Source organism: Paraburkholderia sp. EB58 (assembly GCF_050436665.1).
Lineage (GTDB): Bacteria > Pseudomonadota > Gammaproteobacteria > Burkholderiales > Burkholderiaceae > Paraburkholderia.
The window spans coordinates 72,869-84,669 of the sequence record NZ_JBNDMQ010000037.1; the positions used below are offsets into that span (position 1 = coordinate 72,869).

Genomic DNA, 11,801 nt, shown 5'->3' on the forward strand with positions numbered 1-11,801 from the left:
TAACGATTTTCATGCTGCGTCGCGGGTGCGCTTGATTGCGGTGACGTTGGTGTCGTCACGGTTCTGGCGCAGACCGCTCTGCCGGCAGAACACGTGCGTGCGGGCGAGCGTGACGTCGAACGGCACATCCTGGCCGGCGCGAAGTTCGGCGGCGAGCGGCACGTCGCTGCCAATCCGTGTGCAGAAGGTCGCGCCGCCGCACTCCATCAGCACGATCGATTCATGCCCGGTCGGCTCGACCACCTTGATGCGCGCACCATGCGTGCCGCGACCCAGCACGATGTCCTCCGGGCGTAAGCCGATTGCCACCTCGCTCACCGCATCGCTGCGCAACGCCGAATGCGGCAGCCGCAGCGATAGTCCGCCGGCACGCACCGCGAAACCGTTGTCGTCCCGCTGCAATTCGCCGTCGATCAGCGACATTGCCGGCGTGCCGATGAAGCCCGCCACGAACAGATTCGCCGGGCGGTAATAGATCTCGTCGGGCGTGCCGAACTGTTGCAGCACGCCCCCGTTCATCACCGCGATGCGCGTGGACATGGTCATCGCTTCGAGCTGGTCGTGTGTCACGTAGACCGTTGTTGTACCCATGCGCCGATGCAACTCGATCAGTTCCGCCCGCATATGCGCGCGCAGTTTTGCGTCGAGATTCGACAGCGGCTCGTCGAGCAGAAACACTTTGGGTTTTCTGATCAGTGCACGACCAAGTGCAACCCGTTGCTGCTGCCCACCGGATAATTGCTTCGGCTTTCTCGCCAGCAACGGTTCGAGTTGCAGCAACTGCGCAATATTGGCCAGCATGGCCGGCCATTCGCTTTTCGGCACGCCGCGCTTCTTGAGCGGATAGACGATGTTTTCGGCCACCGTCAAATGAGGATAAAGCGCGTACGACTGGAACACCATCGCGATATCGCGTTTGGCCGGCGGCAGTTCATGCACTTCCTGGCCTCCGATATGGATCGCGCCGCTAGTCGGCTGTTCAAGCCCCGCGAGCATGCGCAGCGTGGTCGTCTTCCCGCAGCCCGAAGGCCCGAGCAGGCAAACGAATTCGCCGTCGCGGATATCGAGGTCCAGTGACGGAATGGATACGGTTTCGCCGAAGACCTTGCGTACGTTTTTGAAACTGACTGCTGCCATTGATCTGCTCCAGAATGCATGTGCCTGGTATTGCCGGTATTCATCCCTTCACGCCACCCGCGCCGAAGCCGCTTGTCAGATAGCGCTGCAGGAAGGCGAAAAAGAACAGCAGGGGGACGCTCATCATCACGGAGGCCGCCATCAGCAACGACCATTCGATGTTGAACGACGACACGAGCATGTTCATCACTCCGGTGGTGAGCGGCCGGGTTTCGTCGGTATTGACCATGACGAGCGCATACAGATACTCGTTCCACGCCAGAATGAACGTGAAAAGGGCGGTCGAAATGATGCCGGGCAGCGCTTGCGGCAGGATCACGTCCTTGAACGCGCCGAGCCGTCCGGCGCCGTCGACGAGCGCGGCGGCCTCCAGATCTTCCGGAATGCCGGCCATGAACGAGCGCAGCAACCACAGCGCGTATGGCAATGCGAAGGTGGTGTAGGAGATCACGAGGCTGGTTAGCGTGTTCTCGAGTCCGAGCTTCACCATCATCAGGTAGAGCGGGATGATGAGCACGACCGACGGCATCAGATACGTGCAAAGCACCGCCACGGCGACGGTCTCGCGGCCGCGATACCTGAAACGCGCGAGACTGTAGCCACCCAGCGTCGCCACGGCCATCACCACCACCGTAGTCGCGACAGACAGCATCACGGAGTTCCAGAAATAGCCCAGAAAGGGCGTGTCTTCGATCAGCCGCCGGTAATGTTCGAACGTCACATGCTCGGGCAGCAGCTTGATCGGGAAAACGAACAATTCGCTTTGCGGCTTGATCGAGGTGAGCACCATCCAGATCAATGGAAACACCATCAGGATCACGATCACCCATGTCACGAGCGAGGCCCACGGGTTGAATTTATCGGCTCGCATCATTACTCCTCGTGCGTTGCGAACGATAGAGATACGCTGCCATCAGCACGCCCATGACCACCATCATGCCGACCGCCGAGGCGGACGCGGCGCCCATCTGGTTCAGCCCGAACGCCTGTTGATAGACCAGCAGCGGTACGGAGCGCGTCTGGTTGACCGGACCGCCGCCGGTCATCAGATAAAGCAGATCGAACTCCTTGAAATCCCAGATGATGCGCAGCAGGATCACTACGCCGAGTACCTCCCGCAACTGCGGCAAGGTGACGTCGAAGAAGCGGCCGATCGGGCCCGCGCCGTCCATGCGCGCCGCTTCGTAAAGCGACAAGGGGATGGTCTGCAAGCGCGCCAGCACTGCGATCACGACAAACGGAAAGTACTTCCACGTACCTACCAGTACGATGCTTATCATCGCGTTCGGCATCTGGCCGAGCCAGTTGACCGGCGCATCGACAATGTGCAATTCGAGCAGCACCTGGTTCAGCAAGCCGTAGAGGTCGTTGAACAGCCAGCGCCAGACCAGCACTGCGACTACGGTCGAAACGAAGTACGGAAAGAGTACGAGGCTGCGCGCCGCAGACCGGAACAGGATCTTTTCGTTCAGCAGCAACGCCATGCCCACGCCGCAAAGAATCTGCAGAATTAGCGTAGAGGTCGTCCAGACGATCGTCACCCAGAGTGAGAACCAGAACGTCGACGAGCCGAGCATGTCGCGATAATTGGCGAGACCAACGAACGACGATTGCTGGGTCGGCGTGTACACCGAATTCAGCGAGAGCCACAGCGCGTAGAGCAGCGGATACACGATCGTCGCGATCAGCAGCAGCATCGCTGGCGCGATCAGCAGAATGCCGAGCCGGCTGTAAGTCGATTCGAGCGAACGGACGCCCATGCTGGGCAATGAAGCTGTAGCCATGCGTATTTCCGTAACGTGTCCAACGCTGCCTAATCCCTAGGCAGCACGGACGGTGACTGGCGTAGAAGCGCGGTAAATACCGCCTGAGATTCGCGGGCGGAATCCAGGCGCTTCTATCAGGCTTTCATCAACGCTTCGAGCTTCTTCGCCGTGGCGCCGATCACCGGCTTTGGCGCCTCGTTGTTGAGCACAACGCGCTGCACCATCTCGGCGAGGACGTTGCTCGCGACAATCTCGTTGGCGCGCCGGTTTGGCTTATGGGCCGGCGATTCATAGCCGAGGTTGTGACCCGATGCGGCGGCGGCGGACATCAGCGCCACTTCCTTCGGATACTTCTTGATAATCGGGTTACTGGCGTAACGCGGATCCGCGGCAATCGTCTTCAGCACCGGCAACAGATGCGCGGGTGCGCCGAGCAATTCGGCAATGTAGCCGGCTGGATCGAACAGATATTCTGCGAACAGTTTGGAAGCCGAAATGTTCTTGGCCTTCTTTGGAATGAAGATGCACGGAAAGTCGTTATAGGTCCATGCCTGCACCGACTTCGAGATGGTCGGGTACGTCGCGCACGTGACGAAATCCGCGATACCGGGGTTCTGCGTCGCAATGTTGTCGAGCACACGGCCGCCATAAATGCCGGTCGCCGTCGACCCGGAGACGAAGGCCGTCAGGCTCTCACCCCAGCTATACCCGGTCGCGCCAGGAGGGCAGAATTCGCGCATCGACTTGTAGAAGTCGAGTGCGTCGAGCGTCGCCTGGCTATCGATGGTAACCTGCAAATCCGGCGTAAACACCTGACCGCCAGCCCGGTGAATAAAACCCAGCATGATCAGCGACGTCATGCTGTTCAGCCCATACGGCAACGGTGCGCCATAGATGCGACCGCCCTGCATTTTCTTGCACGCGGTGCGTAGTTCGTCCCATGTCTCAGGTACTTTGTCGACACCGGCCTTTTGCATCAGATCGCGCCGGATCCACAACACGTCGGCGGCCGTATTCGCGAGACCCGTCGCGCTCAGCTTGCCGTCAGCGGTCTTGAAAACGTCGTTCGCGCTCGGATAGTACTTGTCTACGCCCACGGCTGCGACGACGTCGTCGATAGGTTCGACCAGACCGTCGGCGTAATACGTCTGCGCTGCGTACGAAGGCAGGTGCGTGATGATGTCCGGCACCTGGTTCGCTGCGAAGGCTGCGGCGAGTTGCGCGGGATACCCCTCATCGGACGTCGCTTCAAATACGACCTTGACGCCCGGATGCGCCGCCATGAAACCGGCGATCTGCGCCTTGTAAGCCTTGAGCTGGTCAGGCGCGGCTTGCGTCGACCACCAGCGCAATGTGATCGGCTCCGCGCCGAATGCCACTCGGCCGAACGGCAGACCCGCCACCGTGGCCGAGAGACCCGCCGACGCCGCCAATTTAAGCAGGCTGCGTCGCTTTTCCGAATGACTCGCCGTTTCTTGCTTCCGATTTCTGTCGACCGCCATACCCAATGTCCTCGATTTAGTGCGCCTGTCGCACGAATGTGCGTATTTATACACGACAAGAAATTGAGAAACAATAGGAACTTGGGCGATCGACACGAAAAATTGAACTTTCGCGTAAATTGCGTAATATTTAGTTCGCCGTGCGCACATTTAGATTCTCACGTGTACGCCAATGAAAAAGGCAGTCGAGATAAATGTGGAGGCGGGCTGAGCGCTAACGCACTGCAGGTCACTCGATCGGAGCGTTGGCGCCGGCCGTTTATCTGTTTCCGCGATCGCAGGCGGATGGACTGGCCCGTGACGTGCGCACGCTCACCCAGTGGCTCAGTCATGACATTCTGGCTCTGGTGGGTCCGGTGCTTGCCACCCGGCAGATGCTGTTCGACTTCGTGGTCGATAAGTTGCGACGGCGTGAGTTACTGGATCCACGCCGCATCCGCCCGGTGCGCGTCGCGCTGCAGAACCAGCGCGATAACCTGGCGGCGTTCGCCGGCCAGCTCGATACGAAATTCGCGGGAATCGCGCAGGCCGCGGGCGTCCCTGACGATCTGGTGCGCGCCGCATGCGTGCTGCACCGCAAACCCACGACCTCGCCCGCGTACTGGCAGCTCTGGGGCGGGCTGCAATCCCAACTGGGCGGCCATTTCCAAGCCGTCTTCGCGGCCGTGGCGCAGGTTATGCAACGCACGCCGCGCAGCAGTTCACTGGTGGAAAATCTTAACTCGCGGCTGCGCAACTACTTCACGCTAAGGTGCCATCTGGGCACCCCACACCTCGACCTGCTGCGCTTCTTCCTGAACCATCGGGGCTTCGTACGCAGCCGCCGGGCTGAGCGCCAAGGCAAGAATCCGCGCGAACTGATGACCGGCCAGGCCCATCCGCACTGGCTGATGCTCCTCGGCCTCAGCCCTCTTCAGCCGCAGCGAAGCTGACGCGGGGATTACATTGCTAACTAATCGGGCCCTATCGGGAGGGATGATGACCCTCGTTCGTGTCACGCAAAATCAGCGCTTTTCGAACCGCGCCCGCTTCTCAGTCCATTCCAATTGCCACGGCGAGCTTGCCCTGCTAGTCAGCGACTACCGGTATGCTCTGTGGACACAGCCCTCCCCAAGGCGAGTCGGATGACCTCGCGAACCGAGCCCTTATGTCATGGACTATCTCATTATTTACGCCGAACAGAGCGTGGCGCTTAAGTCGGGAGGATTGGAAGCCCGGTGACTGCGGATAGCGATTCGGCTGAAAGATTAATTGATTTTTTTGAGTGGTCGAAACGATCCGGCTGCACACGGTCATTTGCTGGGAACATCCAATTGTGACGAACCGCCAACCGCGGGACTGTAGTTGGTTTGGGGCGACGCCGCGCGGTTCTGCGCAGCGACGCGTGCTTGCGCGTCGCGGATGTCGTCCGGATAGTTGTAGTTACGGCGGCCGGGATGGTAGCCGGCCTTTTCGAGTAGCGTCAGTTCTCCTTTCACCTGTTCCCGCGTGATGATGGGACTGGATTGCTGAGCAAACGATGCGGCCGGATCGGCCAGAACCGAGAGGGTAAAGAGTGCGTAGAGCAATAATTTCATGATGGCTGACCTCCAAGGACGGAATCTGTTCTCTTGCACACACTCCCTCCCGCAGTGAGCAACTAGAGTTTAGTTGTTAGGGACGATCTTGCAAGTTGGATCCGTAATGGCCTGTTCGCCTGATTGCAGTTCCCGGGTGTGATTACTTGCCAGCGTGCTGCTTCTCGCTGCCAGTGATGCCACGCAAGCCCGATCATCATGTATTCGCACACGCGGGTGACCTTTGTGCTGTCGAGCGGCAGTTTCACTTCCGGCGTCGAGCGTGGTGCGTAGGCCCCCTGCCATTGGCGGTTCCATGCGTCCAGCAGCTCCCGGTGCAGACGGGCGTTTCATGAGAGGCGCCCCGGAACGAGTTCGTTGAGCGTGCGCGACGCCGCTGAATGGCGCGCGCCGAACGGCAGGATCGTGAGCAGCTGATGCTCGAGCTGCGACTTGGCGTTGTTGCACGCGGAACAGGCAGGCACCTGTGGCAGATCCGCACGATCGGACGGCGGAAAAACCCGCGCGATGACGTGGTCACCGGTGTCAGACACGCCCGCAGTACACGCAACGTTTGCCCCTGAAGCGCTTGCTGGCCATCTTGCCTCTCCGTGAAGAAAGGACCGGTGTGCGCCGATATGCGTCTCTTCTCAGGTGGCCGGTTCCGGCATTAGCGGGCATGGCCGCGTGACCGCCGCATGCTTGCTGCCTGCCCGTATGTCGCTCGACTGACGACCGCCGTTCAGTTCCCCTTGAAGAAGTCGCCTTGATTGTCGTTCGAGAACCAGCCTTCAAAGAAGGGGGCATGCAGGCTGATCGGACGGGGTAACCCGGCAATCAGTCCTTGCTTACGTGCCGCGCCGATGCGCTGTACGCACTTGGCGTCGTCGGTCGCAAAATGGGTGATGCCGCCGATCACACACTGCCCCAGCAGCTTCGCGTCGTCCTTAACTGCATCGCGCTCATCGTCGGCCGTTCGGGCCGGATGCATGACCGAAAACACCTGCGCCGTAAGGATGGCCTCATCGATATTGAATGGCTGCACGATGAAGTTGGCCAACCCGAGGTCGGTCACACGCTGCCTGACCTCGTATTCACTGATGACGATAGTCGACAGGTGCATGGTGACGCCCGCACCAATGAAGCGTCGGAAGTATTCTTTGGCCAGTGCATGATGGGGTCGGGCGGGGCTACTCAAACAGATCAGAAAGCTTGTATCGAGCAACACGGAGTTCAATCGGTCGCCCCCCGGATATGTCGTACCCATTCGGCCGCATCGTCCACATCCTTCCAGGCTTCGTCACCCCTGGCAGTCAGACGTGCGAATGCCGCCTCGTCGAACTGCGGTGAGTAATGGACAAACTCAACCAGATGGGCTTCGCTCAGATCGCCGGTCTCCAGGTCCAGCTTCGCGCGAATACGCAGATGCACCTGCTTGTAGAGATGGTTCTCCGTCTCCGAGCGGATCAGGTCCCGGTCCGTGCGCACCACCAGCGTTTTGCCATCGGGCAGCTTGATGTGCGCATTCGGTTGGGTGGCACCGCCGAGATCGACCACTTCCCCGCGGATATAGCGCTCGACACTCACGAGGCGCTGCTCGTTCTCAGCGCGAAAATTTGTCTGACTCGAGATCGCGATCACAGCCCCCTGTCGAGTTTCAATCCTGATTTTCATCGAGGGTTTTTTGTGCGCCGATGATTGCCAGCGCTGAACGACGGCACGCCGCTTCGGATCGATCAGCCCGAGGTCAGAGCTGGTTGCCAGCATCTGGAGGTCATGGATGAGGCTGGGCGACGCGAAGTGCGGCGACTGGACGGCAAGCGAGCCGTGGACGACAGCGACTTCCGCAGCATCCGCGTCGCCGTCCTTCTCGGTTCCCTTCAGAAAATCACGGACGTCGCCCGCAAAAGACGCCAGCGTCGTCAAAGGAACACGCGCCGGGCTGATCTCATAGCCCGGCGAATCATCCTGCAGCGAAATGGTGATCGGGTTCGTTTCCATACCAGAATTGTCGCCGCTCATTGGGCCACCGTCTACTGCTCAATCCCCTTCTGTTCCCGACCTGCGCAGCTTACTTGCCGTTGACGGTGTCCTTGAACGCCTTGCCGGCGGTGAACTTCACCGTTTTCGCCGCCGCGATCTGAATCTCTGCGCCTGTCGACGGATTGCGACCCACCCGGGCGGCCCGCGTACCCGTTGAGAACGACCCGAAGCCGATCAGCTGGACCGCCTCACCACTGGTGACCGCGCGTGTCACGGTCTCGAGGATCGCATCGATCGCCGCGCCGGTCGCGGTCTTGCTGTCGCCGGTGGTCGCCGCGACCGCGTCAATCAGTTCCTGTTTGTTCATCTGCTGCCCGTGGGGTTAAGGAAACATGCACACACTACCGCACCGCACGGCCGACAGACAAATCGCAGGCAACCCATCGGCCCATCGTATTGCAGCTGACCGCCCCGCCCTTCTCCGCGTTTTCCGCACATCGCCACCGGCAGAAGAGCACGCTGGCACAAAATCACCACAGCTGATAATTGTACTTTTCACGAGTGGCGATTTGAGATATCTGGGAGAGGCAGGAAAAATGCGGCCTGATACCCAGACCCCAGCGCGCACCGGTATACCGCGCACTCAACGATTGCCCGGCTGCCGGCCCGAAAGGGTACGACGATACTGTTCGTTGTCGAGCAGCAGGTGATCGACGCGCTCGCGCAGCTGCGTCACCTGACGACGCAGCGCGTCCGCTTCGGCGGAGGCCTGGAGCCGGACCGCGTCGTTCTGCGATTTCAGGAACCGCTCGGTGCCGGCCAGCTGCCCGGCTGCCTTCGCCAGCGCGCCAGCCCCGCTCGCCGACGCGGCGATCGTCCGTTGCAGCTCCTCGAGCAAGCCGGCGATACGCGTCTCGGCGACCGTCGCGCGTGCCTCGGCCTGCGCGGCTTCGCGGCGCAAACCGCTGTTTTCTTCCTCGAGACGGCGCACGCGGGCGTGCGCGTCGGCGAGCGACGCCTCGGCGAGCTGCAGGCGCAGAAGCTGCCCCGCGGCGCCGCCCACCTCGTCACCCGGGCGCGGGGCGGCCTGTGTACCCTGCTGCCGGGCGAGCAGCGCATGCAGCGGCACCAGCGCGTCCCGGACCACCGGCTCGAGTGCCCGGCGCCATGCGAGCACGTCGACGGGGGGCCCTGCTTCCGCGTTCCCCATCGCAGGTATCGGTGCCAGCGACTGCGCGCGGCCGATTGCCTTCTGGAGGGTCTGCGAACTGGGGTTCCGGCTGACGCCCACCTGGGGCGCGACATCGCGCAGCAGCCTGGAATAGGTCGTCGCGCCGTACAGGCGGCCGGTAAGCATGCGGACCTCATCGATCAGCGCGTCAAGAAACCGCTCGTTGTCCAGCGGGAAATCGCGGTCGAGCGCGGCCAGCGCGCGCATGATGGCGCGCAGCTGCGTGTCGGTCCATTCGATTCTCGGACGGGGCACGGCGCGCTACTCCGATGCAGGCAGAGGCGGCGCACCCGTGACCGGCTGTGCGGACGCCGGTTCGTCGCCCATCAGCGCGCGCAGTTCCGCTTCCAGATCCGCCAGGGCGGCCGAAAGTTCCCACCCCATGTCCCCGAACCGCTCCTGTAACTTGCGCCGCAGATCTGGGCGGCTCCCCGAGGCGAGCGTCGTGGCTACCAAGGCGTAGCCCTCTGTTAGCGCGCCCATGATTCCATCTATCCGGTCTGCCGTGCGCTTGGGCAGGAAAATCCGCCAATCCTGATAGGCAGAGCTGAACGCACGGAAGGCGTCGATAAACGAGTCGTCTTCGCTGTCCGGAGCACGTGGGTCAATGCGCCGAAGCAGGGTTGCCTGTGGGACACCATGCACGCGCAGTAGGTGCGCATGCACCGACGCGATCGCCTCGAAGCGTCGTTCAACCAGTCCTCCGTACTTTGCACTATGTGCGGCTGCGGCGATCGCCAGCGACGCGCGCAGCTTCTCGAGCTCGACATCGGCCTGCCCCTTCAGGGTCGCCTTGTAAGTCTCAAGCTTCAGGTCTGCCTCGGCCTTCAGCTGCGCTCTCAGGGTCTCGAGTTTTTCCGCGTACTCGGCCTGGATCGCACCACGTACGCGCTCGCCGATCCAGGTGCGCAGCAGCCAGACCAGCGCTCCACCGAGGACCACGCTCACGCCGGCCGACGACAGCAGCGTCACCGCAAAGTCACTCATCCCCGTCATCCCTGTCTCTCCACAGTCAGCCGGTTGATCATGACCGTCACCGTGTCACGTCGTGCCGCGTGCTTCACGTGGGCCGACCCGGTTGCCCTCGCCGCCGGTAAAGCCGTCGCCCGTCGCGGTGCCCGGCGGATTCGACACCCCGAAAATGGAGTCGGCCTGCACACCAGGCTGGCCCGGTACACCCGCCATCACCATCCCGTAGATCGAGAAGCGCCACAGCGTCCGTGACTGAGCGCTGGGGTCCTGTGCGGCGCGGTAGACGAAGGTGCCGCCGCCAAGATTCACGTCAAGCCGCTCGCCCCATTGAGGATTGGCGAAAGCGCTTTCCAGCGTGTCGAGGCCGTGCGGATGGAAAAATGACGCGCGCACCTGGTTGGGCGGCGCCAGATCGGCCTGCCAGTGATGCCAGGCGAGACCGATCATCATGTATTCGCACAGCCGCGTTACGAGCCGGCTGTCGAGCGGCAAGGTCATGTTCGGTGTCCAGCGCGGCGCATACTCGCCGCGCCACTGACGGTTCCAGGCGCCGAGCAGGTCCCGGTGCAGCCGGGCGTTCTTTTCGAGCCGCGCCGGTACCATCTCGTCGAGCGTGCGCGCTGCTGCGGCATGACGCGCGCCGAAAGGCAGCACCGTGAGCAGGTGGTGTTCGAGCCGTGACTTCTCGTTATTGCACCGGTGGCAGGCCGGCACCTGCGGCAGGTCCGCGCGCTCAGACGGCAGGAAAAAGCCCCGCGCGATGACATGGTCTCCCGTGTCGGAGAGACCGGACTTTCCACAATAGACACAGCGTTTGCCGCGAAAACGCTTGCTCATGTCCTACCCCGTCAGTCGTGTTCGTTAGCGCACGCATGCCGTCACAGTCGCATGCGATCTGAAAGACCTGCCGCCAATACTGGGGAATGGCAATCCCGCCAGCTGCCCCGATGGAGGCTGCAATGAAGCCTGTAACAAAACTCGCCCTGTGCGTGGCACTTAGCTCGATCGTTGTATTCGCTGCCCCGCCCAGCCGGGCTGACGATGACCAGGACAACGCACAGGGGATCCAGAACGCAATCCGCCAGACTGGCGACAGCACCCCGGTCCGCAACGAGGTCAACCGCAACATGGATGAGGGCGACAAGGCCAACGGTCGGGACAGTCGTTCCCCACCTCCGCCCCAGGGTAAGGACGCCCCGGCGAAGTGATTCATCATTCTCGGCCTGTCGGCCGTGAAGCCCGCGGCAACGCCACTTGTGTTTGCGGGCGGCCTTACATCAGATTCTGCCACACCCAGGATCATATTTACGTCAGTTTTTATGATCCTGCTTTCCACTAGGGAACATTACCGCCATAATGTCTACTAGCTGCTTGCACGTTGACTATGGCCGGCTTTCATTAAAACCACTTCACTTCGCATTGCTATATATTTTATCGATAAATCTGTTGAATCTTCGCAGACTGCCTGCCTTGGCTAACAGGGCGGCCCCCGCGCATCCAGGCTTCCATGAATCCGGATCCGCTCAGAGCATCGGGGCGATCGCAGCCCCCTTTTCTCAAGCTTTGGAAGGCTGCTCTGCATGCTGGTTATTTCTATCCAATTTTTTCATGGATCGGTTAGTTGCCCAGTCCGATTCCTGAAAGCATCCACTAG

14 protein-coding genes are annotated in these 11,801 nt (G+C 61.3%); 2 read left to right on the top strand and 12 right to left on the bottom strand.

Annotation, left to right across the window (positions count from 1 at the left end; translation table 11 throughout):
- Positions 1 to 9: 9 nt before the first annotated feature.
- The 4 genes from P3T40_RS36450 to P3T40_RS36465 form a co-directional block, all read right to left on the bottom strand.
- Positions 10 to 1,137 (bottom strand): ABC transporter ATP-binding protein, encoded by a 1,128-nt coding sequence (locus P3T40_RS36450; protein ID WP_429272545.1) that lies wholly within the window; start codon positions 1,135 to 1,137, stop codon positions 10 to 12.
- 40 nt (positions 1,138 to 1,177) lie between these two features.
- The gene (locus P3T40_RS36455; protein WP_429272546.1) at positions 1,178 to 2,008 is read right to left on the bottom strand and encodes a carbohydrate ABC transporter permease; all 831 of its coding nucleotides are present in this window, start codon (positions 2,006 to 2,008) and stop codon (positions 1,178 to 1,180) included.
- On the bottom strand, positions 1,995 to 2,921 hold the full coding sequence (locus tag P3T40_RS36460) for a carbohydrate ABC transporter permease (protein ID WP_429272547.1): 927 nt from the start codon (positions 2,919 to 2,921) through the stop codon (positions 1,995 to 1,997). Before P3T40_RS36460 ends, P3T40_RS36455 begins: the two co-directional genes overlap by 14 nt.
- A 116-nt stretch (positions 2,922 to 3,037) precedes the next feature.
- Positions 3,038 to 4,405: an extracellular solute-binding protein gene (locus tag P3T40_RS36465; protein ID WP_429272548.1), complete on the bottom strand. Its 1,368-nt coding sequence runs from the start codon at positions 4,403 to 4,405 to the stop codon at positions 3,038 to 3,040.
- Between the two features lie 245 nt (positions 4,406 to 4,650).
- Between P3T40_RS36465 and P3T40_RS36470 the strand changes: the two genes are divergently transcribed.
- Positions 4,651 to 5,337 (top strand): hypothetical protein, encoded by a 687-nt coding sequence (locus P3T40_RS36470; protein ID WP_429272549.1) that lies wholly within the window; start codon positions 4,651 to 4,653, stop codon positions 5,335 to 5,337.
- Positions 5,338 to 5,697: 360 nt separating this feature from the next.
- Here the strand turns inward: P3T40_RS36470 and P3T40_RS36475 are convergent, their stop codons facing one another.
- The 8 genes from P3T40_RS36475 to P3T40_RS36510 form a co-directional block, all read right to left on the bottom strand.
- Positions 5,698 to 5,982: a DUF4148 domain-containing protein gene (locus P3T40_RS36475; RefSeq protein ID WP_429272550.1), complete on the bottom strand. Its 285-nt coding sequence runs from the start codon at positions 5,980 to 5,982 to the stop codon at positions 5,698 to 5,700.
- 329 nt (positions 5,983 to 6,311) lie between these two features.
- The gene (locus P3T40_RS36480) at positions 6,312 to 6,515 is read right to left on the bottom strand and encodes a hypothetical protein (protein WP_429272551.1); all 204 of its coding nucleotides are present in this window, start codon (positions 6,513 to 6,515) and stop codon (positions 6,312 to 6,314) included.
- Between the two features lie 188 nt (positions 6,516 to 6,703).
- Positions 6,704 to 7,189, bottom strand: coding sequence for a type II toxin-antitoxin system VapC family toxin (locus tag P3T40_RS36485; RefSeq protein WP_429272552.1), 486 nt, complete (start codon positions 7,187 to 7,189; stop codon positions 6,704 to 6,706).
- Positions 7,190 to 7,194: 5 nt separating this feature from the next.
- Entirely contained in the window at positions 7,195 to 7,983 is a 789-nt protein-coding gene (locus P3T40_RS36490) for a hypothetical protein (RefSeq protein WP_429272553.1), read from the bottom strand.
- A 49-nt stretch (positions 7,984 to 8,032) separates the two neighbouring features.
- Positions 8,033 to 8,311, bottom strand: coding sequence for an HU family DNA-binding protein (locus P3T40_RS36495; RefSeq protein WP_429272554.1), 279 nt, complete (start codon positions 8,309 to 8,311; stop codon positions 8,033 to 8,035).
- 276 nt (positions 8,312 to 8,587) lie between these two features.
- Positions 8,588 to 9,430, bottom strand: a complete 843-nt coding sequence (locus tag P3T40_RS36500; RefSeq protein ID WP_429272555.1) for a hypothetical protein — start codon at positions 9,428 to 9,430, stop codon at positions 8,588 to 8,590.
- A gap of 6 nt (positions 9,431 to 9,436) precedes the next feature.
- Positions 9,437 to 10,171 carry a hypothetical protein gene (locus P3T40_RS36505; protein WP_429272556.1) on the bottom strand — a complete coding sequence of 245 codons (735 nt, stop codon included), beginning with the start codon at positions 10,169 to 10,171 and terminating at the stop codon, positions 9,437 to 9,439.
- A gap of 45 nt (positions 10,172 to 10,216) precedes the next feature.
- Positions 10,217 to 10,984: an HNH endonuclease gene (locus tag P3T40_RS36510; RefSeq protein WP_429272557.1), complete on the bottom strand. Its 768-nt coding sequence runs from the start codon at positions 10,982 to 10,984 to the stop codon at positions 10,217 to 10,219.
- Positions 10,985 to 11,106: 122 nt separating this feature from the next.
- Here P3T40_RS36510 and P3T40_RS36515 point away from each other — a divergent pair, with 122 nt between their 5' ends.
- On the top strand, positions 11,107 to 11,355 hold the full coding sequence (locus P3T40_RS36515) for a hypothetical protein (protein WP_429272558.1): 249 nt from the start codon (positions 11,107 to 11,109) through the stop codon (positions 11,353 to 11,355).
- The last annotated feature ends 446 nt before the right edge of the window (positions 11,356 to 11,801 follow it).

Excerpts from the sequence above, each read along its gene's own strand:
- P3T40_RS36455 (WP_429272546.1), bottom strand. The coding sequence starts at position 2,008 with ATGCGAGCCGATAAATTCAACCCGTGGGCCTCGCTCGTGACATGGGTG.
- P3T40_RS36510 (WP_429272557.1), bottom strand. The coding sequence starts at position 10,984 with ATGAGCAAGCGTTTTCGCGGCAAACGCTGTGTCTATTGTGGAAAGTCC.
- P3T40_RS36490 (WP_429272553.1), bottom strand. The coding sequence starts at position 7,983 with ATGAGCGGCGACAATTCTGGTATGGAAACGAACCCGATCACCATTTCG.
- P3T40_RS36495 (WP_429272554.1), bottom strand. The coding sequence starts at position 8,311 with ATGAACAAACAGGAACTGATTGACGCGGTCGCGGCGACCACCGGCGAC.
- P3T40_RS36465 (WP_429272548.1), bottom strand. The coding sequence starts at position 4,405 with ATGGCGGTCGACAGAAATCGGAAGCAAGAAACGGCGAGTCATTCGGAA.
- P3T40_RS36515 (WP_429272558.1), top strand. The coding sequence starts at position 11,107 with ATGAAGCCTGTAACAAAACTCGCCCTGTGCGTGGCACTTAGCTCGATC.
- P3T40_RS36460 (WP_429272547.1), bottom strand. The coding sequence starts at position 2,921 with ATGGCTACAGCTTCATTGCCCAGCATGGGCGTCCGTTCGCTCGAATCG.
- P3T40_RS36505 (WP_429272556.1), bottom strand. The coding sequence starts at position 10,171 with ATGACGGGGATGAGTGACTTTGCGGTGACGCTGCTGTCGTCGGCCGGC.
- P3T40_RS36475 (WP_429272550.1), bottom strand. The coding sequence starts at position 5,982 with ATGAAATTATTGCTCTACGCACTCTTTACCCTCTCGGTTCTGGCCGAT.
- P3T40_RS36450 (WP_429272545.1), bottom strand. The coding sequence starts at position 1,137 with ATGGCAGCAGTCAGTTTCAAAAACGTACGCAAGGTCTTCGGCGAAACC.